Raw genomic sequence first — 18,926 nt, 5'->3', positions numbered from 1 at the left:
CCCTACATCCGGCTCAGGCTCGCCGCAGCGAACAGTACATCCCTGATCGCATCCCGGTCCCCGACCTGCCCCGCCGCTGCCTCCTCCGGAGGAATGTGGCCCGCGGCCAGCTGACAGAACTCCGTGCCGTCCAGGGCCACATGCGCCACTTCCAGGTCCGCGGAGCCCCGTGCCGCCGGTGAGTCCAGGGGGATCAGCCACTCGCCGCCGCCCGAGCCCTCGATCTCCAGGCGCAGGCTGCGGCCGGGCTCGCCGGCGAGGCCCAGGTGCCATCCCCGGGCGGGTGAGGCCAGCCCCCGCTGACGGCGTTCCGCCAGCGCGACGGGCAGCATCCGGGCCGCGAGGTCGATCATCCTGTTCAGGTGGCGCGGTGCGGGCGGCTCGTACGGGTAGTCCACCGCCTCCGCGATGTCCTCGGCGTGGATCCAGCACTCGAAGGCCCGGTCCAGCATCGCGTCGTGCAGCGGCAGCTCGAAGTCGTCGTAGGACACGGCGAGTCCGCCCGCGTGGCCGCCGGTGAAGGACACCGTCCGCACCAGGCTGTGGCGCTGCTCGCGCCAGGGCCCTTGCACCGAGCGGGTGGGCGGGAAGCGGGAGGTCCGCCAGTACGCCTCCGTGCGCCCGGCCGGGCCTCTCGCGTGCTGCTCCGCCGCCCCGGCGGCCCCGGCACCGATGATCTCGGCCAGCGGGTCCTCCAGGCCGAGTGCGACGGCGATCAGCCCGTCGACGGACAGCAGGTGCGCGATCACCCCGGCCACGGTCGTACGCCGGTTCCGCGCGGCGTCGGCCGCGAACCACCGCAGCCGCACCGGGGCATGCCACTCCGCGTCCCCGAAGTCCTGCAGCAGGGCGTCCAGGCGGGCGGTCTCGGCGTCGTACGGCGCCGCCCACTCCGGCACGGGTATGCGCGGCGGGCGGCGCTCCAGGCAGCCCTCCAGGACGCGGGTGCGCAGCCCGGGGTCCAGGTCGAGGCTCTCCGGCTGGTGCAGCAGGCCGACCGCCTCGCGCAGCCGGCGGGCCTCGTCGGCGCAGCTGCCGCACGAGCCCAGGTGGTCCTCGACGGCCGCGGTCTCCGCCGCCGAACAGGCGGCCAGCGCCCAGGCGCCGAGGAGCGATTTCAGGACGTCGTGCGACAGGTCGAGCGGCACGGGCGCGAGGTCGGTGAGGTCGGGCAGCGGCAGGGCGCCGTCCTCGACGGAGGCGCGGGGTGTCGGTATGCGTGCGGGCCGGTCCGGCTCGGGCCCGCCGATGCCGTCCGGGTCCTGTCCCGAGCCGCCGGCGCCGTGTCCGCCGGGGCCGTCGCCGCCCCGGCCGCCGGCGCCGTCGTACCCCTCGCGGGGCTTCTCCTCCTCCTGCCCGCCGTGCTCGTCGGGCGCCTCGAACCCTCCCGCTCCGCTCACACCGCACCTCCGTGTCCCGGCGGTGTCCCGGCGTCATGGGCGGTGGAGAGCAGTTGCAGGCCGAGGCGGAGCCGGCGGCGGGCCTCGTCCTCGGTGACGCCGAGGTCGGTGGCGGTCTGGCGGTAGTCGCGGCGCTGGAAGTAGGCCAGGTCGAGGGCGCGGCGCAGCGGGGCGGGCATGGAGTGGACGATGTAGTCGGCGCGGGCGGCGACCGAGGCGCGGCGCACCTTGCGCTCCAGCTCGGCCAGGGAGCCGCCGCACTGCGGCAGCGCCGCGGTCTCGCTGTCGCGCAGCCGCTGCACGGCGAGCCGGTGGGTCACCCCGGCCACCCAGGTGCGCAGCGGACCCTTCCCGGGGTCGTAGGTCTCCGGGTGCTCCCACAGGTGCGCGAAGACCTCGCGGGTGAGGGTGTCGGCGGCCTTCTCGTCGCCGAGGACGCGGTGGGCGAGACCGTGCACGAGCGAGGCGAACCGGTCGTACATCTCGCCCAGGGCGGCTGCCTCGCCGCGGGCGAGCCGCTGCTGCATCCTGCGGTCCCCGCGGGGCGGTACGTCCTTCGTGGCCATGCGGTCCCCTCCCCTCACCCGTGTCCGGCCCGTTCAGCCTGTCGGCACCGTCTTCCCGAATGTAGTCGGCACCTCTGACAGTGCACGCCCCTTTGTGTCAATGTGCGCCCCTCGAAGCGCCGCTGGTGATAGTGCCCTTTTCACACAACCTTCACACGGACTGTGTGCATGCGCGATCGAACAGGATCGGTAGTGACCGAAATAAGCCCCTTATTGATCAAGGCCGGTTTGCTGCTCGACGTTTCAGGGAACGGCCGCTGGGCAGCCGCGCGGAAGCAAGCGTAGGAACTGCTTCCGTTTCCGGGCGGTTCCGGGAGTTCCGGCGAGCGGAGGGGCAGGGACGTGGCATTCAACGTGACCGGCGTCGAACAGGGCGAGTGGGCCGTGCTCCGGGTGTCCGGGGAACTGGACCTGATGACCTCGCCGGTTTTGCGCCAACGGGTGCACGACGTCGTCGCCGACGGGCATCACAGCCTCGTCGTGGACCTCTCCGACGTGTTCTTCTGCGACTCCAGCGGGGTCGGTGTCCTCATCGCGGCCCGCAGGCTCATCCGCTCCTGCCAGGGCAGCCTCCGGCTCATCCTGCCCGACCGGGGCGCCGACGACGGCTCGCACGTCAACCGGGTCCTCGGTGCGCTCGGCGTCCGCCGCCTCTTCGACGTCCGCCCCGATCTCGCGTCCGCGACGACCGACGAGGCGGACCCGCTCTCCGCGTGAGAGCCGCTGGAGTCTTCGCGACAAGGCCACACTGTTGTCGCAGAATTCCCCCGGTCTTGGCACAACCGCCGGATTCCCGCCGTCCGGCGGCCGTCCGCGTCATACGCTCCCTCGCAGATGGACCCCACGCAGACGTAAGGCGGCCCCAGAGACATGGTCAGCACCGAGTACGAGCGCAGGATCGCCGCCCGGTTCGCCACCTTCGACCAGGACGGCAACGGCTGGATCGACCGCGAGGACTTCAGTTCGGCGGCCAAGGCGCTGCTCGCCGAGTTCTCCGTCACCGCCCGCTCCGACAAGGGGCAGGCGCTGTACGCCGGCGCGGAGGCGTTCTGGCAGGGCATGGCCGGGATCGCCGACCGCGACGGCGACCAGCGCATCACCCGCGAGGAGTTCGTCACCGGCGCCGTCAAGCGTCTGCGTGACAACCCCGAGCGCTTCGCCGAGATCGCCCGCCCCTTCCTGCACGCGGCCCTGGCCGTCGCGGACACCGACGGGGACGGCCGGGCCACGGTCGCGGACGCCGTGCGCGTGCTGCGGGTGTTCCACGTGCCGGAGGAGACCGCGCAGGCGACGGCCGCGGCACTGGACACCGACGGCGACGGCCTGGTGGGCGAACCGGAGATCGTCCCGGCGTTCGCGCGCTACTTCACCGTTGCCGAGTAGCGCACGGGGCGGCTGGGCCGCATACACCATGAGAACGGACAGCGGCTGAAATATCCGAAAGTACCGGGACATCAACCTCACGCGTGCCACAGTGAGGTGTGACATGGACGAAGTTCGCGCCGTACTTCGGCGTCATACTCGGCGGATTTGTGTCGTCGTTGGCCCAGTACTGGTTAGGACGCGCGTCGGAGCGGGCCGAAGTGCGACGGAGCATTCGTGAACGCGCCGAGGAGCGCCGCAAGGAACTCGTCACTCACGTCATCGCCTTCCTGGCCGCGGCACAGGAGGCCGAGCGGGTCGCCGTCGACCGCTATCACCACCTGCTGTCCGACGAGCAGTGGCAGGCCCGGGCCAAACAGGTCGTCGACAAGATGTGGGTGACGCAGAAGACGATCCACATGCTGTGTGGATCCGAGATCAACAAGGCGGCACACGGCCTGGCGACCAAAGTCCAGGACGTGATCAGAAAAGGCCCCGAGGACCCGACGGAACCCCAGGACGAGAAGGTCTGGGCATACATCCGCCCCAGCCGCAACGTGTTCCTCGACGTCGTGAGCCACCACTTGAACCTGACGGAGGCCTCAGCACGGCCGGGATGGCTCGCCCGCCTGAGGCGACAGCCCTGAAAACCGCTCCCGCAGCTTGTACTTGAGCACCTTCCGCAGGGTGTCGTTGCGCGGCAGCGCCTCCACCACCTCCAGCCGCTCCGGCAGCTTGTGCACGGACAGGCCTGCCGAGCGCAGGTACGAGACGGTCTCCGGCAAGGTCAATTCGGCGGCGCCCGGCGGCTGTTCGACGACCGCGCAGACCAGTTCGCCCCGTTCCGTGTCCGGCAGGCCGATCACCGCCGCGTCCGCCACCGCCGGGTGCGCGGCGAGGAGGTCCTCGATCTCCCTGGCCGAGATGTTCTCGCCCTTGCGGATGATCACGTCCTTCAGGCGGCCGGTGAGGACCAGATGGCCCGAGTCCGTGACGTGGCCCAGGTCGCCGGTGCGCAGGAAGCCCTCGGAGTCGAAGGCGGCGGCCGTCTGGGCGGGGTCCAGGTAGCCCTGGCAGACGGCCTCGCCGCGGAGCCTTATCTCGCCGTCCACGATCCGGATCTCCATGCCCGCCGGGGGGCGGCCCTCGGTCGTCGCCAGGTTCTCGGCACTGTCCTCCGGATCGCCCATGGTGATCATCGGGACCTCGGTCATGCCGTAGCCGTGCGTGAGCTGGACGTTCATCTCATGGACCACCGCGTGGTGGACCTCGGGCGGCTTGGGTGCGCCGCCGCCGGCCAGCAGGCGCAGGGAGGGGATCAGCTTCTCACCCGGCTGTTTGCGCTGTTCGGCCAGGAACAGGGAGTAGAAGGCGGTGGAGCCGCCGGCCACGGTCACCCCGTGGCGCCGGTACTCCGTCAGCGCCTCCGGCAGCGCGAAGTGCTCGAACATCACCGCCGGGAGGCCGTAGAGCAGGAGCATCACCAGGTAGTCGAGGCCGCCTATGTGGGCGTACGGGAAGGCGATGGAGCCCACGTCGGCCGCCGTGAGCCTCAGCGCATGCGCCAGGCAGGAGCCGCCGGCGATCAGGGAGCGGTCGCTGTGCAGCACGCCCTTGGGGTCGGAGGTGGTGCCCGAGGTCCAGTAGATCCAGCGGACCGAGGTGCCCTCGGCGGGGGGAGCGGGGAGCGTCGACGGGTCGCCCTCCGGAAGCTCGTCGTACGCCTCGAAGATCCCCTTCGCGCCCAGCCTGCGGGCCATCTCCGTGTGGTCGTGGCCCCGCCACACGCCCGGGACCGCGAAGAACTCGGCCTTCGACTCGCGCAGCGCGAAGCCGACCTCACGGTCCCGGTAGAAGGGGATGACGGGGGACTGCACGGCGCCCAGGCGGGCCAGCGCGAGGGACAGCAGGGCGGTCTCGATGCGGGTGGGCAGCTGCCAGGCGACCACCGTGCCGGGGCGCACGCCCATGCCGTACAGACCGGCCGCCACCCGCTCGGCACGCGCGCGCAGCTCGCCGAAGGTGAGGGTGCGGTCCTCCTGGAGCAGCACCGGGCGGCCGGGGGTGAGCGCGGCGCGGCGGACGACCAGGTCCCACAGTGTGCGGGCGGAACCCAGGGAGTGCGGGGTGTCGCTCATGTCTGCCCCTTGACCGGCTTGGCTGACGTACCGTCAGGTGCCATGCTATCTGACGGGTCATCAGATAAATACCGTCCGGCGGAGGGGAACCATGGCCACCGAACTGCCCCGCATCATCAGCGTCGACGACCACGTGATCGAGCCCGCGCACCTCTTCGAGACCTGGCTGCCGCGGAAGTACCGGGACCGCGGACCGAAGCCCCTCACCGCCGGCATCGGCGAACTCGCCTACATCGGTGGCCAGTACCGGATCACGATGGACCCGGACGGCCAGCCGACCGACTGGTGGATCTACGAGGACCTGAAGTTCCCGTACAAGCGCAACATCGCCGCCGTCGGCTTCGACCGGGACGAGATGACGCTGGAGGGGATCACGAGGGAGCAGATGCGGCGCGGGTGCTGGGACCCGAAGGCCCGCCTCGCGGACATGGACCTCAACCACGTCGAGGCCAGCCTCTGCTTCCCGACCTTTCCCCGGTTCTGCGGACAGACCTTCGCCGAGGCGCACGACAAGGAGGTCGCCCTCGCCTGCGTGCGCGCCTACAACGACTGGATGGTCGAGGAGTGGTGCGGGGACAGCGGCGGCCGGCTCGTCCCGCTGTGCCTGATCCCGCTGTGGGACGTGGAGCTGGCCGTCGCCGAGATCCGGCGCAACGCCGGGCGCGGGGTGCGGGCGGTGACCTTCTCCGAGATCCCCACCCACCTCGGGCTGCCGTCCATCCACTCCGGTTACTGGGACCCGTTCTTCGCCGTCTGCCAGGAGACCGGCACGGTCGTCAACATGCACATCGGCAGCAGTTCCCAGATGCCGGCCGCCTCCCCGGACGCCCCGCCCGCCGTCCAGGCCTCGCTCAGCTTCAACAACGCGATGGCCTCGATGATGGACTACCTCTTCAGCGGGGTCCTGGTGAGATTCCCGTCCCTCAAACTGGCCTATTCCGAAGGACAGATGGGCTGGATCCCGTACGCCCTGGAACGCGCCGACGACGTCTGGGAGGAACACCGCGCCTGGGGCGGGGTCAGGGACCTGATCCCGGAGCCGCCGTCGACGTACTACTACCGGCAGGTCTTCTGCTGCTTCTTCCGCGACAGGCACGGAGTCGCCTCGCTGGATGCGGTGGGGCGGGACAACGCCACCTTCGAGACCGACTACCCGCACGTCGACTCGACCTTCCCGCACACCAAGGAGGTCGCCCTCGACCATGTGAAGGGCCTCGACGAGGAGACGGTCTACAAGCTGATGCGGGGCAACGCCATCCGCATGCTGGACCTCGGCCTGGACCGCTAGTGGACCTCTCCTGCACGCCCGAGGAGGAGGAGTTCCGGGCCCGGCTCAGGGAGTGGCTCGCCAAGGTGCTGCCCACCCTCCCCGCCAAGCCGTCCCCCGGCGACTGGCCCGCGCGCAGGGCCTACGACCTCGGCTGGCAGCGGATGCTGTACGACGCCGGGTACGCCCACGTCCACTGGGACGCCTCGCCGACCACCCGGCTGATCTTCCTGGAGGAGACCGAGAAGGCGGGCGCGCCCTATGTGGGCGCGAACTTCGTCGGACTGCTGCACGCCGGCCCGACGATCGCCGCCGAGGGCACCCCCGAGCAGCGGGCGCGCTGGCTGCCGCCGATCCTGCGCGGCGAGGAGGTGTGGTGCCAGGGGTTCAGCGAACCGGGCGCCGGCTCCGACCTCGCCGCGCTGCGCACGCGCGCGTGGCGCGACGGCGACGACTACGTGGTCACCGGGTCCAAGATCTGGACCTCCCACGCCGAGGTCGCCGACTGGTGCGAACTGCTGGTCCGCACCGATCCGGACGCGCCCAGGCACCGGGGCATCACCTGGCTCGCGATGCCCATGGACGCGCCGGGCATCACCGTACGGCCGCTGCGCACGCTCGCCGGGTCGGCGGAGTTCGCCGAGGTGTTCCTGGACGAGGTCCGGGTGCCCGCGGCGGGCAGGGTGGGCGCCGAGAACGACGGATGGCGCGTGACCATGGTGACCCTGTCCTTCGAACGCGGCACGGCCTTCGTCGGAGAGGTCGTCGCCTGCCGCCGTGAGCTGCGCGAACTCGCCCGCGCCGCACGGGAGAACGGCCGCTGGGACGACCCCGTGCTGCGCCGCCGGCTGGGCCGGCTGGAGGCGGAGTTCCGGGCGCTGTGGCGGCTGACCCAGTGGAACGTGAGCGAGGCGGAGGCGAGCGGCGGAGTGCCGGGCGCCGGCGGCTCGGTCTTCAAGCTCCGCTACTCCCACGCCCGCCAGGAGCTGTACGACACCGCAGCCGACGTACTCGGCCCGGACAGCCTCGACCTGGACCGCCCCTGGACCCTCGACCGCCTGTCGTCCCTGTCGTACACGATCGCCGCCGGCACCTCACAGATTCAGCGCAACATCGTGGCGGAACGGATCCTCGGTCTGCCGAAGGGAGGATGAGCGTGCGTTTCCAGCTGAGCGAGGACCAGCGCGCGCTGAAGTCCGGCGTACGGGAGGTGCTGGAGCGGCGGTTCGGGCGGGAGGGGTTGCGTGCGGCCGTTGACGCGCCGGGGCGGCTCGACCGGCAGCTGTGGCGGGCGCTCGGGGACGCGGGGTTCTTCGCCCTGCGGCTGCCGGAGGCGGACGGCGGGGTCGGACTGGGCCTGCCGGAGGCGGTGCTGGTCTTCGAGGAAGCGGGCCGTGCCCTTCTGCCCGGCCCGCTCGTGGCCACCCACCTGGCGGCCGGCACCGTCCCGGGAGCAGCCACCGGCGAGACGGTCGTGACGGCGGTGGACGGGGAACTGGTGGAGTGGCTGGAGACGGCGGACGTGGTGCGGGGCGAGACGGCCGGGGCGACTCCGATCCGCTCGGTGGACCCGCTCACGCCCTTGCACCGCACAGCCGCAGGCACCCGTGCCGCCCCCGCCGCGGGCGGTCGTGCCCTCGGGGCGGCCGGCCTCCTCACCGCCGCCGAGCAACTGGGAACCGCCGTTCGTGTGACCGAGCTCGCCGTCCAACACGCCCTCACCCGCGAGCAGTTCGGTCGTCCCATCGGCGCCTTCCAAGCCGTCAAGCACCTGTGTGCCGACCTCCTGGTGCGCGCCGAAACCGCCCGTGCCGCCGTCTACGCCGCCGCCGTGACCGCCGACCCGGCGGACATCGCCGCCGCCCGCCTGCTCGCCGACGAGGCCGCCGTGCGCGGCGCCCGGGACTGCCTGCAGGTGCACGGCGGCATGGGGTTCACCTGGGAGGCGGATGTCCATCTGCACCTGAAACGGGCCTGGGTACGGGCCCGCCGTGGCGGCGGGAGCACGGAGAGTGAGGAGTTGCTCGCCGCCGGCCTGGCGGCCTGAAGGGCCCGCGGCGCTCTGGACTGCATCGGCGGCGAAGCCTTGGCCCAAGATGTCGCGGATCGTGGCGCGTCGGTGTCACGGAGCGTCGATACCGGGTTGTGTCCTTCGTGGGACTCGTCACGACCCGGAGTCGGGCGTCCGCTCCGGTACCTTGTGTGGGATGCGAGTGGCTGTGAGCACGGGCCGGGCCGGCGATGCCCCTGGGGCGGTGCCGGGTCGCGCGGTGCGCTTCGCTGCTCGCGGGGCGATTGCGGCTTCGGTCGTCGCCCGTTCGACTCCCCGGGACGAGCGTCGCACAGTATGCCTTACGCGTACTCCTTCGCGCTGGAATATGCCCGAAGCGCTTGTTGGGGTGACTGTACGTCAACCATGCTGTCGCGTAAGGGACTCATGTTCCGTGACCCTTGCTCTGGCCGTTGTTCTGGCCATGCAGAAAATGGCTACGATCGTGGCCCTCGTGATCGTCGCCGCGGCATCTGCCGTGGCGGCCGGTCGGCGTGGGGTCATGTGTCCGCCGGTTCGGATGGTGTGAGCGGTGCAGGTGCTTCAAGTGCAGCTGGAGATCCGGCCCGATCCCACGGAGGTGGGGCGGGCGCGGAGGTGGGCCCGCTCGCGGCTCGCGGGGCTGGGGATAGCGGCCGACGAGCCGCTCGCCGAGACCCTGATCCTGCTCGTCTCGGAGCTGGTGACCAACGCCGTGGTGCACACCGGACACACGGCCGTCCTGCGGCTCTCCCTGCCCGGCACGACGGCCGGGACGACCGATCCCGCCGCGGAGACCGGTTCTTCCGGCACCGCCGGTCCTGCCGTTGCGGCCGATCCCGCCGCCACTTCTGCGGCCGTGACGCATCCTGCCGTGACCACCGATGCCGTCACCGATGCCGCCGGGGCGACCCATTCCGCCGGGGCGATGCATTCCGCCGGAGCGACGGACGTCGTCGAGCCGCCCGCGGTGGCCACCGTGCGCGTCGAGGTGGCCGACAGTTCCTCCCGCGCCCCCGTGCCACGCTGCGCCGGCAGTGACGCCACCGGCGGCCGCGGCCTGGCCCTCGTGGACTGCCTGGCCGATCGCTGGGGCTGGAGCCCGGAAGGCGCCGGCAAGAGCATCTGGTGCGAACTGGACCGCTGTTCGCAGCCGAGGGAGAGCGCAGCGATGGCGTACGGGGGCGGAGTGTCCGCGTACGAGGGTCTCGCCTTCGAGGCGGTGTAGCACCCGGCGCGGTGTGCGCCGGGGATGCATCCGTGCGCGGGCGTCGTGAACAGGGCTTACGTAACAAATCCCCGTACCGGCGTTGACGACCGGTGACCGTCTGATCACGCTTGGGGGCGACGATTCGCCGCGAGGGGACGGCGAGGGCTTGGGACGGCGGTCCTCGTCGAGCGTGGGTCGCACCGGTGGGCGGCGCGTGCGCGCGACCGTGGGGGAAGCGCGCCGCCGGCCGGTCCAGCAGGGCCGCGGGTTTCTCAGAGGACGGCCACGGGTGCCACCGGCGTCCCCGTCGCGCCGACGAACGGCTCGGGCATCGCCGACAGGAGAAACGCATACCGCCCCGCTTCTCCACAGGCTGTGGACAACTCTTCGAGATTCCAGTTCTGGCCCTGGAGCATCCCCATCTCCACCAGATCCAGGGCGTGCACCGGCAGCCAGAGATTCTCCAACTCGGGCGGAAATATCTCAAAAGTGAGGGTGTCGTTCGCGACCGCGGCCACATCGCGCGCGTGGAACCATTCCGGTGTACGGAGGGACAGCCCCGGTGACGGATGGCCGTACCCGTGCTTGTCCCCGGCCAGATACAGCTGCATCTGCCCGGTGCGGACGAGCACGATGTCCCCGGCCCGGACGCGCACCCCGCCGAACTCCTGTGCCGCCTCCAGATCCTCCGGCGTGACCGCGTGGCCCCCCTCCAGCCGCTGCACGCCCCGCGCGCGTGCCACATCCAGCAGCACCCCGCGCGAGACGATGTGCCGCGCCTTGTCGATCCCGCTGAACCCGGCACCGCCGTGCGCGGTGACCGTGTGTGCCGGGCGGCCGTTGTAGAGCTTCCCCGAGTGCGAGACATGAGTGAGGGCGTCCCAGTGGGTGCCCGCCTGCAGGCCCATGGTCACCGCGTCGTCACTGCACGCCACCGTGCCCGGCCCGAACAGCTCCTGGTTGATCTGCACCATCACGTGCAGCGGATTGACGCGGCCCGGGATCACGCCGGTCTGTACCCCGTCCTGCCGGAGCGGGAGCGCGAGGGGGACGCGGCGGCCGGTGCGGATCTCGGCGGCGGCCTGCCGTACGACCTCGTCCGTGATCAGGTTCAGGGTTCCGGCCTCGTCGTCGGGCCCCCAACGCCCCCAGTTGTTCACGCGCTCGGCGATCTCGTGGAACTGCGCGGGCAGCGACATCGGGCCTCCCCGGGGCTTGTCTCCGGCTGTCGGGCGGGTCATAAAATCTAACGGTCCGTCAGAAACAGCGGGAAGGGGCCGGGCGTGGGGAACTTCTTGGCAGGAAAGGCCGTCGCCGTGACGGGCGCCGGACGCGGGATCGGCCGGGCGGTCGCACTGGCGGCCGCCGCCGAGGGGGCGAAGGTCGTCGTCAACGACTACGGCGTCTCCGTGGACGGAGCCTCGCCCACGAGCGAGGTCGCCGAGGCGGTCGTCAAGGAGATCGAGGCGGCGGGCGGCGAGGCGGTCGCGGTCGCCGACGACATCTCCACGATGGCGGGCGGGCAGCGGGTGGTGGACGTCGCGCTGTCGGCGTACGGCCGGCTGGACGGGGTCGTGTGCGTGGCCGGGATCCTGCGCGAGCGCATGCTGTTCAACATGACCGAGGAGGAGTGGGACCCGGTGGTCGCCACTCATCTGAAGGGGACGTTCACGGTGTTCCGTGCGGCGTCCGCGGTGATGCGGAAGCAGCGTTGCGGCACACTGATCGGCTTCACCAGCGGCAACCATCAGGGGTCGGTGTCCCAGGCCAACTACAGCGCGGCGAAGGGCGGGATCATCTCGCTCGTGCGGAGCGCCGCCCTGGGCCTGCACAAGTACGGGGTGACCGCGAACGCGGTGGCGCCGGTGGCTCGTACGCGCATGTCCGCCGGCGTTCCCATGGAGCTGACGGAGATCGGCGAGCCCGAGGACGTGGCCGCGCTCGTGGTGTACCTGCTCTCCGACGGGGCTGCTGCGCAGGGCATCACCGGGCAGGTGTACACCGTCGCGGGGCCGAAGATCGCGGTGTGGGCGCAGCCGCGTGAACTCCGTTCGGTGTACGGGGAGGGAGCCTGGACGCCGGAGCGGATCGCGGAGGTCCTGCCGGGGTCGGTGGGGGTGGATCCGATGCCGATGCTGTCCAGGCTCTCGGCGATGGAAGCGGCGGCGCGGAGTGGTACTCGGCCGAACGCCTGACCCCCTGGGGAGTTGCAGCCGCCGCCCGCTCGGAACGGGCCGCAGCCCACCGGTAACCGACCCGGCCCCCGGCCGACAGCAGCACCGGACACCCGATCGAGAGGCGGTCCACGATGGACTTCGGGTTCAGCCAAGAGGACGAGGACTTCCGCACCGAGGCCCGTGCGTGGCTTGCGCAGAACGCCGACCCGCGAACGGACCGCCGTACCTGGGAACGCACCCTGGGCCGGGCCGGCTGGATCGGCCTCGGCTGGCCGGAGCCGGGATACGGCAACCGGACCGCCGGCCTCACCCAGCAGGTCGTGTGGGCCGAGGAGTACGCACGTTCCCCCGCACCGCCCCGCTGCGGGCACATCGGTGAGAACCTGCTCGCCCCCACCCTCATCGCACACGGCACCGAGGAGCAGAAGTCCCGCTTCCTGCCCCCGATCGCGGCCGGCGAGGAACTGTGGTGCCAGGGTTACAGCGAGCCCGGTGCCGGGTCGGATCTGGCGGGGGTGCGGACGGCGGCCGTGCGGGAGGGCGACCGCTACCGGATCAGCGGGCAGAAGATCTGGACCTCGCTCGCCCACGAGGCCGACTGGTGCTTCGTACTGGCCCGCACCGACCCGGAGTCCAGGCGCCACCACGGTCTCGGCTTCCTGCTCGTCCCCATGGACCAGCCCGGCCGTATCGAGGTCCGCCCCATCCGGCAGATGACCGGCACCAGCGACTTCAACGAGGTCTTCTTCGACGGGGCGTACGCGCGCGTGGAGCACGTCGTCGGGGAAGAGGGGCGCGGGTGGGAGGTGGCCATGAGTCTGCTCGGTTTCGAGCGGGGGGTCGCCATGCTCGCCCAGCAGATCGGGTTCGCCGAGGAGCTGGGCGCCGTCGTCCGTGCGGCGGCGGAGAGCGGGGCGGTGCGCGACCCCGTCGTACGGGCGCGGCTCGTGCGGCAGTGGGCCGAGCTGCGGACCATGCGCCGGCACGCCCTGCGCACCCTCGGCGGTTCGGCCGGCCCCGGCGCGCCCAGCGTCGCCAAACTGCTGTGGGGCAACTGGCACCAGCGGCTGGGTGAACTCGCCGTACAGGTGCGCGGGGCGCGGGCCGCCGCCGGCCCCGCCGACTGGTCGCCCTCGGCACCGTACGAACTCGGCGCCGACCAGCATCTGTTCCTCTTCTCCCGGGCCGACACGATCTACGGCGGCTCGGACCAGGTCCAGCGCACGATCATCGCCGAGCGGGTGCTCGGTCTGCCCAGAGAGCCCAAGGGGGCCGTGTGATGCGTGGTGTGGTGTTCGACGGCAGGCAGGTGCAGGTGGTCGGTGATCTCGCGGTGCGTGAGCCGGGGCCCGGCGAGGTGCTGGTGGCGGTCGCGGCGGCCGGGCTGTGCCACAGCGATCTGTCCGTGGTGGACGGCACCATTCCGTTCCCGGTGCCGGTGGTGCTGGGGCACGAGGGCGCGGGGGTCGTGGAAGCGGTCGGTGCGGGCGTCACCCATGTCGCACCCGGCGACCATGTGGCGCTGTCCACGCTCGCCAACTGCGGTACGTGCCCGGAGTGCGACCGGGGCCGGCCGACGATGTGCCGGCAGGCGATCGGGCGCCCGGGGAAGCCGTTCACCCGGAGGAACTCGCTTGTCCACCAGTTCGCCGCCAGCTCGGCCTTCGCCGAGCGCACGGTCGTCAAGGCCGTACAGGCGGTGCGGATCCCGAAGGACATCCCCCTTCGCTCCGCCGCGCTGATCGGGTGCGGGGTGCTCACGGGCGTGGGGGCGGTGCTGAACCGGGCGCGGGTGGACCACGGGGACAGCGTCGTCGTCATCGGGACGGGCGGCATCGGGCTGAACGTGCTGCAGGGCGCGCGGCTCGCCGGAGCGCTCAGGATCGTCGCCGTGGACGCCGACCCGGCCAAGGCGGAGGCGGCCCGGCGGTTCGGCGCCACCGACTTCCTGACCTCGGCGGAGGGCGTACGGGACATCCTGCCCACGGGCGCCGACCACGCCTTCGAGTGCGTCGGCCGGGTGGAGCTGATCCGGCAGGCGATCGACCTCCTCGACCGGCACGGGCAGGCGGTCCTGCTGGGGGTGCCCCCGGCGACGGCCGAGGCGTCCTTCCTCGTCTCCTCCCTCTACCTGGACAAGTCCGTCCTCGGCTGCCGCTACGGCTCCTCGCGCCCGCAGCGGGACATCGCCCTCTACGCCGAGCTGTACCGTCAAGGGCGGCTGCTGCTCGACGAGTTGGTGACGGCCGTCCATCCGGTGGAGGACTTCGCCAAGGCCCGCGCGGACGCGGAGGCCGGGCGGGTGGCCCGCGCGGTGCTCACGTTCTGACGCCGGCCCGGAACGTCCTGCGATAGGCGGTCGGTGTCACCCCGAGCGCCTGCTGCAGGTGCTGGCGCATCGACTGGGCCGTGCCGAAGCCCGCCTCGCGGGCCACCTGGTCGATGGACAGGCCGGTGGTCTCCAGCAGGTGCCGGGCACGCTCGACGCGCTGCTGGGTGAGCCACTGGCCGGGGCTGACCCCGACCTCCTCACGGAACCGGCGGGTGAAGGTGCGGACCGACATGGCCTCCTGCTCGGCCATGTCCCGCAGCTGGATCGGCTCGTGCAGCCGGCCCAGCGCCCAGGCGCGGGCGGCCGTGGTCGTGGCCAGCTGAGGGTCGGGCACCGGGCGCTCGATGTACTGGGCCTGGCCGCCGTCGCGGTGCGGCGGTACGACCGTGCGCCGGGCGACGTCGTTGGCGACCGCCGTACCGAAGTCGCGGCGCACCATGTGCAGGCACAGGTCGATCCCGGCGGCGACCCCGGCCGAGGTCAGCACGTCACCGTCGTCGATGAACAGCACGTCCGCGTCCACCTCGACCTTCGGGAACATCCGCTGGAAGCGCTCGGCGTCGGCCCAGTGCGTGGTCGCCGGGCGGCCGTCCAGGTGCCCGGCGGCGGCGAGGACGTAGACGCCGGTGCAGATGGAGGCGAGCCGGGTGCCGGGGCGGATGCGGGCGAGTGCGGCGGCCAGCTCGTCGGTGAGCCGGCCCTCCTCGAAGACCGGGCCCAGCTCGTACGACGCCGGGACGATGACCGTGTCGGCCCCGGCGAGCGCCTCCGGCCCGTGGCCGACGTGGATGGCGAAGTCGGCGTCCGTCTCGACCGGGCCGGGCGGCCGTACCGAGCAGGTCACGACCTCGTACAGATGCCGGCCCCGCTCGTCCTTCGGGCGGCCGAAGATGCGGTGCGGGATGCCCAGTTCGAAGGGCAGCAGGCCGTCGAGGGCGAGGACGGCGACCCGGTGCGGACGGAACTCCTCGGAACCACTCATGGCCCGATCCTAGCGAATGCTGTCCTCCGGGCCACTCGATGCGCGCGCATGGGGGCGGGACGCTCTATGACGTGACTCAGACAAGCCCCGCCGCAGCCCCCGCCCAGGCCCCGCCCGAAAGGCGCCGCCGTGTGCACCGCGCCTGGTTCGTCGCCGCCGTCACCTTCGTCACGATCATCGGCGCGGCCGCCTTCCGTTCCCTGCCCGGCCTGCTCATCGACCCACTGCACGAGCAGTTCGGCTGGTCGCACGGCACGATCGGCGCGGCCGTCTCCCTCAACCTCGCGCTCTACGGCCTCACCGCGCCCTTCGCCGCCGCGCTGATGGACCGCTTCGGCATCCGCCGGGTGGTCGCCGTCGCGCTGACCGTGATCGCGGCCGGCTCCGGCCTGACCGTGTGGATGACAGCGGCCTGGCAGCTGTGGCTGTGCTGGGGCCTGCTGGTCGGCCTCGGCAGCGGCTCGATGGCCCTCGCCTTCGCCGCCACGGTCACCAACCGCTGGTTCGCCGAGCGGCGCGGCCTGGTCAGCGGCATCCTCACCGCAGCGTCCGCCTCCGGCCAGCTGATCTTCCTGCCGGTGCTGTCCTGGCTGACCGAGCACCACGGCTGGCGCCCTGCCGCGATCACGGTCGCTCTCGCCGCCCTGGCCGTCGTCCCGTTCGTCTGGCTCCTGCTCCACGATCACCCGGCGGATGTGGGCATGTCCCCGTACGGCGCGCAGGAGTTCGTACCGAAGCCGCCCCCGGTGACGGGCGCCGCCCGCCGCACCCTGAAGATCCTTTCCACCTCCGTCCGCACGGGCACCTTCTGGCTGCTCGCCGGCACCTTCGCGATCTGCGGCGCCTCCACCAACGGCCTGATCCAGACCCACTTCGTGCCCGCCGAGCACGACCACGGCATGCCCGTCACGACGGCGGCCTCGCTGCTCGCGGTCATCGGCGTGTTCGACGTGGCCGGCACCATCGCCTCCGGCTGGTTCACCGACCGCTTCGAACCGCGCCGCCTGCTGGCGGTGTACTACGCCCTGCGCGGCATCTCCCTCGTCTTCCTCCCGATGCTGCTGGGCCCCGCCGTCCACCCCCCGATGCTCTTCTTCATCGTCTTCTACGGACTGGACTGGGTGGCCACCGTCCCGCCGACGCTGGCCCTGTGCCGGGAGCAGTACGGCGAGGACAGCGCCATCGTCTTCGGCTGGGTGCTCGCCTCCCACCAGGTCGGCGCGGCCCTCGTCGCCTACCTCGGCGGCTTCGCCCGGGACGTCTTCGGCTCCTACGACCTCGTCTGGTACGCCTCCGGCACGCTGTGCGCGGCGGCGGCCCTGATGTCCCTGGTGATCCGCCGCAGCCCGGCCGGGCTCGCACCGGCGATATCCTGAACCCACCTGTGAAGAAGGGGAAGTTGATGACACTCGGCATGGTCCTTGGTGACGCGTTCCTCGTGCCCGCCCACGTAGGAACACCCTCCCGAGGAGCATGCCGTGTCCCTGGTCCGCTGGACCGAGAACGCCCCCCTGTCCGCCCGCTGGCACTCTGAGAGCGGCTTCCCGCCGCCCCGCCGGCTGATCGTCGCCGACGACCGCCTCCGCGCCGCCACCACCCATCGCCTGACGGCCGAGGGCACCGCCCTGCTCTGGCGGGGCGGCTACCACGGCGCACGCCGGCTGCTGTCCGCACTGTCCCGCCGCATCGACCGCAAGGCTCCACAACCGACCCCCTCGCCGACCGAGACCTTCCGCCTCCAGCGCCGCTTCCGCGCCCACCGGGCCCGACTGCTGGGCCGCTTCCTGGTCCTCCTCGAACCGGACCACAGCCTCGCCCTGCGCCGCGCCCCGGACGTCCGCCGCGCCTGCACCGAGGCCTACGGCCCACCGTCCGGTCCGACCCTCGTCCCGCTCCGTGAACTCCTGGGCGTCCTCGGTGCCCACCAGTGGCGCGAGAAGGGCGTCCCCGTACCGGCCCTCGGCGACGACGCCCGCATCCACCCGTACTACGGCGTCTTCGCTCCCGTACGGGGCGAGTACGTCGACTTGGTGGCGGAGACCCCGCTGCCCACAGTCGGCCCAGGATGCGGCACCGCCTTCGATCTCGGCACCGGCACCGGTGTGCTGGCCGCCGTGCTCGCCCGGCGCGGGGTGCGCCGCGTCATCGCGACGGACCTCAGCTCCCGGGCCCGCGTCTGCGCCCGGGACAATCTCGCGCGCCTCGGCCTCGCGGACCGGGTCACGGTCACCGGCCCTGAGCTGTACCCGCCCGGCCGGGCCGCGCTGGTCGTCTGCAACCCGCCCTGGCTCCCGGCCCGCCCCGCCTCCACGCTCGACCAGGGCGTGTACGACCCCGGCGGCGCCATGCTGCACGCCTTCCTCACCGGTCTGTCCGCGCATCTGGAACCCGGCGGCGAGGGCTGGCTGATCCTCTCCGACCTGGCCGAACACCTGGGCCTGCGCACGCGCGCCGAACTGCTCGGAGCGATCGAGGAGGCGGGCCTGAAGGTACTGGCCCGCACGGACACCCGCCCTCGTCACCCGCGCGCGACGGACCCGGGCGACCCCCTGCACGCGGCCCGCGCGGCCGAGGTGACGTCGCTGTGGCGGCTGGCCGTGCGCCGACCCTCGGGCCGGACCGGCGGCGGGCGAGCCGAGGTGCTGATTCACCCCTGAGCCAGAGGGCACGGGAGATCACGGCTCTCGATCTGGACGACCGGCTGGTCACCGTCGAGGACTGGCATGCGGCGCTCTGGCTGGACGACGCCGAAACGATCGCTCTCTGAGGACGGGCGCCCACTCCTCACGTCTGGGGAGCAAGCCGGGTGAACCGCCCCCGGTGGAAGAGCAGCGGGTCGCCCGGTTCCTCCGTGGTGCCGAGGGCGTCCACCCGGCCCACGACGATCAGGTGGTCGCCCCCGGTGTGCACGGCGTGGACGGTGCAGTCGATCCAGGCGGCGGCACCGGTCAGGCGCGGGGAGCCGGAGACGGGGGCCGTGTCGTGGGCGACCCCGGCGAACTTGTCCGCGCCGCTCACCGCGAAGGTCCGGCACAGTTCGGTCTGGCCGGCGCTGAGGACGTTGACGCAGAAGGCGCCCGCGCGGGCGATGCGGGGCCAGGTCGTGGACGTACGGCCGACCATGAAGCAGACCAGGGGCGGTTCGAGGGAGAGGGAGGTGAAGGACTGGCAGGCGAAGCCGGCGGGGGAGCCCGAGCCGTCGGCGTCCGGTGCCGTGATCACGGTGACCCCGCTCGCGAAGCTTCCCAGTACCCGGCGGAACTCCACCGGCGGTACCGGCGCCCGCTCGTCCTCCCGTACGCACCGCAACTCGGGCCGCGGCAGGGCGTCCACGGTCCCGGGCCCCAGATACCGGACGGCGAAGGCCGCCGCTCCTGCGTGTCCCATCACCCCGCCATTGAAGCTGACGGATCGTCAGGTAACAAGGTCCGGTGCGTGATCGGTTCGTGGGAGGAACCAGAGG

18 protein-coding genes are annotated in these 18,926 nt (G+C 72.1%); 12 read left to right on the top strand and 6 right to left on the bottom strand.

Annotation, left to right across the window (positions count from 1 at the left end; translation table 11 throughout):
• Nucleotides 1-2: 2 nt before the first annotated feature.
• On the bottom strand, nucleotides 3-1,400 hold the full coding sequence (locus ACIGXP_RS37675) for a zf-HC2 domain-containing protein (protein WP_399776186.1): 1,398 nt from the start codon (nucleotides 1,398-1,400) through the stop codon (nucleotides 3-5).
• Nucleotides 1,397-1,966: a sigma-70 family RNA polymerase sigma factor gene (locus ACIGXP_RS37670; protein WP_399776184.1), complete on the bottom strand. Its 570-nt coding sequence runs from the start codon at nucleotides 1,964-1,966 to the stop codon at nucleotides 1,397-1,399. Before ACIGXP_RS37670 ends, ACIGXP_RS37675 begins: the two co-directional genes overlap by 4 nt.
• Nucleotides 1,967-2,308: 342 nt before the next feature.
• On the opposite strand from ACIGXP_RS37670, the gene ACIGXP_RS37665 reads away from it, so the two are divergent.
• The 3 genes from ACIGXP_RS37665 (at nucleotide 2,309) to ACIGXP_RS37655 (ending at nucleotide 3,975) form a co-directional block, all read left to right on the top strand.
• Nucleotides 2,309-2,683: an STAS domain-containing protein gene (locus ACIGXP_RS37665; RefSeq protein WP_399776182.1), complete on the top strand. Its 375-nt coding sequence runs from the start codon at nucleotides 2,309-2,311 to the stop codon at nucleotides 2,681-2,683.
• A gap of 153 nt (nucleotides 2,684-2,836) precedes the next feature.
• Nucleotides 2,837-3,349 carry an EF-hand domain-containing protein gene (locus ACIGXP_RS37660; protein WP_399776180.1) on the top strand — a complete coding sequence of 171 codons (513 nt, stop codon included), beginning with the start codon at nucleotides 2,837-2,839 and terminating at the stop codon, nucleotides 3,347-3,349.
• 98 nt (nucleotides 3,350-3,447) lie between these two features.
• A complete protein-coding gene (locus ACIGXP_RS37655) occupies nucleotides 3,448-3,975 on the top strand; it encodes a hypothetical protein (RefSeq protein WP_399776178.1) in 528 nt (175 codons plus the stop codon).
• Here ACIGXP_RS37655 and ACIGXP_RS37650 read toward each other — a convergent pair.
• Nucleotides 3,931-5,466 carry a class I adenylate-forming enzyme family protein gene (locus tag ACIGXP_RS37650; protein WP_399776176.1) on the bottom strand — a complete coding sequence of 512 codons (1,536 nt, stop codon included), beginning with the start codon at nucleotides 5,464-5,466 and terminating at the stop codon, nucleotides 3,931-3,933. The genes ACIGXP_RS37655 and ACIGXP_RS37650 overlap by 45 nt on opposite strands.
• 91 nt (nucleotides 5,467-5,557) lie before the next feature.
• On the opposite strand from ACIGXP_RS37650, the gene ACIGXP_RS37645 reads away from it, so the two are divergent.
• The 4 genes from ACIGXP_RS37645 to ACIGXP_RS37630 all read left to right on the top strand — a co-directional run bounded on the left by ACIGXP_RS37645 (nucleotide 5,558) and on the right by ACIGXP_RS37630 (nucleotide 9,990).
• A complete protein-coding gene (locus tag ACIGXP_RS37645) occupies nucleotides 5,558-6,754 on the top strand; it encodes an amidohydrolase family protein (RefSeq protein ID WP_363218000.1) in 1,197 nt (398 codons plus the stop codon).
• Nucleotides 6,754-7,887 (top strand): acyl-CoA dehydrogenase, encoded by a 1,134-nt coding sequence (locus ACIGXP_RS37640; RefSeq protein ID WP_399776173.1) that lies wholly within the window; start codon nucleotides 6,754-6,756, stop codon nucleotides 7,885-7,887. The genes ACIGXP_RS37645 and ACIGXP_RS37640 overlap by 1 nt, the downstream gene beginning before the upstream one ends.
• A 2-nt stretch (nucleotides 7,888-7,889) precedes the next feature.
• Nucleotides 7,890-8,780: an acyl-CoA dehydrogenase family protein gene (locus tag ACIGXP_RS37635; RefSeq protein ID WP_399776239.1), complete on the top strand. Its 891-nt coding sequence runs from the start codon at nucleotides 7,890-7,892 to the stop codon at nucleotides 8,778-8,780.
• A gap of 550 nt (nucleotides 8,781-9,330) precedes the next feature.
• Nucleotides 9,331-9,990: an ATP-binding protein gene (locus ACIGXP_RS37630; protein WP_399776237.1), complete on the top strand. Its 660-nt coding sequence runs from the start codon at nucleotides 9,331-9,333 to the stop codon at nucleotides 9,988-9,990.
• A gap of 254 nt (nucleotides 9,991-10,244) precedes the next feature.
• On the opposite strand, the gene ACIGXP_RS37625 is transcribed toward ACIGXP_RS37630, so the two are convergent.
• Complete coding sequence (locus ACIGXP_RS37625) at nucleotides 10,245-11,171, bottom strand: cyclase family protein (protein ID WP_363217997.1); 927 nt, start codon at nucleotides 11,169-11,171, stop codon at nucleotides 10,245-10,247.
• Between the two features lie 84 nt (nucleotides 11,172-11,255).
• Between ACIGXP_RS37625 and ACIGXP_RS37620 the strand changes: the two genes are divergently transcribed.
• The 3 genes from ACIGXP_RS37620 (at nucleotide 11,256) to ACIGXP_RS37610 (ending at nucleotide 14,478) form a co-directional block, all read left to right on the top strand.
• Entirely contained in the window at nucleotides 11,256-12,167 is a 912-nt protein-coding gene (locus ACIGXP_RS37620) for an SDR family oxidoreductase (protein ID WP_363217996.1), read from the top strand.
• A 113-nt stretch (nucleotides 12,168-12,280) separates the two neighbouring features.
• Entirely contained in the window at nucleotides 12,281-13,429 is a 1,149-nt protein-coding gene (locus ACIGXP_RS37615; RefSeq protein WP_399776170.1) for an acyl-CoA dehydrogenase family protein, read from the top strand.
• Complete coding sequence (locus ACIGXP_RS37610; protein WP_399776168.1) at nucleotides 13,429-14,478, top strand: Zn-dependent alcohol dehydrogenase; 1,050 nt, start codon at nucleotides 13,429-13,431, stop codon at nucleotides 14,476-14,478. The genes ACIGXP_RS37615 and ACIGXP_RS37610 overlap by 1 nt, the downstream gene beginning before the upstream one ends.
• On the opposite strand, the gene ACIGXP_RS37605 is transcribed toward ACIGXP_RS37610, so the two are convergent.
• Nucleotides 14,468-15,463 carry a helix-turn-helix domain-containing protein gene (locus ACIGXP_RS37605; protein ID WP_363217993.1) on the bottom strand — a complete coding sequence of 332 codons (996 nt, stop codon included), beginning with the start codon at nucleotides 15,461-15,463 and terminating at the stop codon, nucleotides 14,468-14,470. The genes ACIGXP_RS37610 and ACIGXP_RS37605 overlap by 11 nt on opposite strands.
• A gap of 71 nt (nucleotides 15,464-15,534) precedes the next feature.
• On the opposite strand from ACIGXP_RS37605, the gene ACIGXP_RS37600 reads away from it, so the two are divergent.
• Both ACIGXP_RS37600 and ACIGXP_RS37595 read left to right on the top strand, forming a co-directional pair.
• Entirely contained in the window at nucleotides 15,535-16,839 is a 1,305-nt protein-coding gene (locus tag ACIGXP_RS37600; protein ID WP_399776166.1) for an MFS transporter, read from the top strand.
• Between the two features lie 102 nt (nucleotides 16,840-16,941).
• The gene (locus ACIGXP_RS37595; protein WP_399776164.1) at nucleotides 16,942-18,120 is read left to right on the top strand and encodes a methyltransferase; all 1,179 of its coding nucleotides are present in this window, start codon (nucleotides 16,942-16,944) and stop codon (nucleotides 18,118-18,120) included.
• Between the two features lie 127 nt (nucleotides 18,121-18,247).
• Here the strand turns inward: ACIGXP_RS37595 and ACIGXP_RS37590 are convergent, their stop codons facing one another.
• Entirely contained in the window at nucleotides 18,248-18,850 is a 603-nt protein-coding gene (locus ACIGXP_RS37590; protein ID WP_363217991.1) for a flavin reductase family protein, read from the bottom strand.
• Nucleotides 18,851-18,926 lie beyond the last annotated feature (76 nt).

This window comes from Streptomyces sp. NPDC053069, assembly GCF_044546895.1.
Taxonomy (GTDB): Bacteria; Actinomycetota; Actinomycetes; order Streptomycetales; family Streptomycetaceae; genus Streptomyces.
Note: the sequence above shows the minus strand (reverse complement) of the source record. Positions and strands in the feature narration are given on the sequence as shown.

Coding starts and splice junctions, on each gene's coding strand:
- ACIGXP_RS37670 (WP_399776184.1), bottom strand. CDS start 1,966: ATGGCCACGAAGGACGTACCGCCCCGCGGGGACCGCAGGATGCAGCAG.
- ACIGXP_RS37660 (WP_399776180.1), top strand. CDS start 2,837: ATGGTCAGCACCGAGTACGAGCGCAGGATCGCCGCCCGGTTCGCCACC.
- ACIGXP_RS37650 (WP_399776176.1), bottom strand. CDS start 5,466: ATGAGCGACACCCCGCACTCCCTGGGTTCCGCCCGCACACTGTGGGAC.
- ACIGXP_RS37645 (WP_363218000.1), top strand. CDS start 5,558: ATGGCCACCGAACTGCCCCGCATCATCAGCGTCGACGACCACGTGATC.
- ACIGXP_RS37625 (WP_363217997.1), bottom strand. CDS start 11,171: ATGTCGCTGCCCGCGCAGTTCCACGAGATCGCCGAGCGCGTGAACAAC.
- ACIGXP_RS37615 (WP_399776170.1), top strand. CDS start 12,281: ATGGACTTCGGGTTCAGCCAAGAGGACGAGGACTTCCGCACCGAGGCC.
- ACIGXP_RS37610 (WP_399776168.1), top strand. CDS start 13,429: ATGCGTGGTGTGGTGTTCGACGGCAGGCAGGTGCAGGTGGTCGGTGAT.
- ACIGXP_RS37605 (WP_363217993.1), bottom strand. CDS start 15,463: ATGAGTGGTTCCGAGGAGTTCCGTCCGCACCGGGTCGCCGTCCTCGCC.
- ACIGXP_RS37590 (WP_363217991.1), bottom strand. CDS start 18,850: ATGGGACACGCAGGAGCGGCGGCCTTCGCCGTCCGGTATCTGGGGCCC.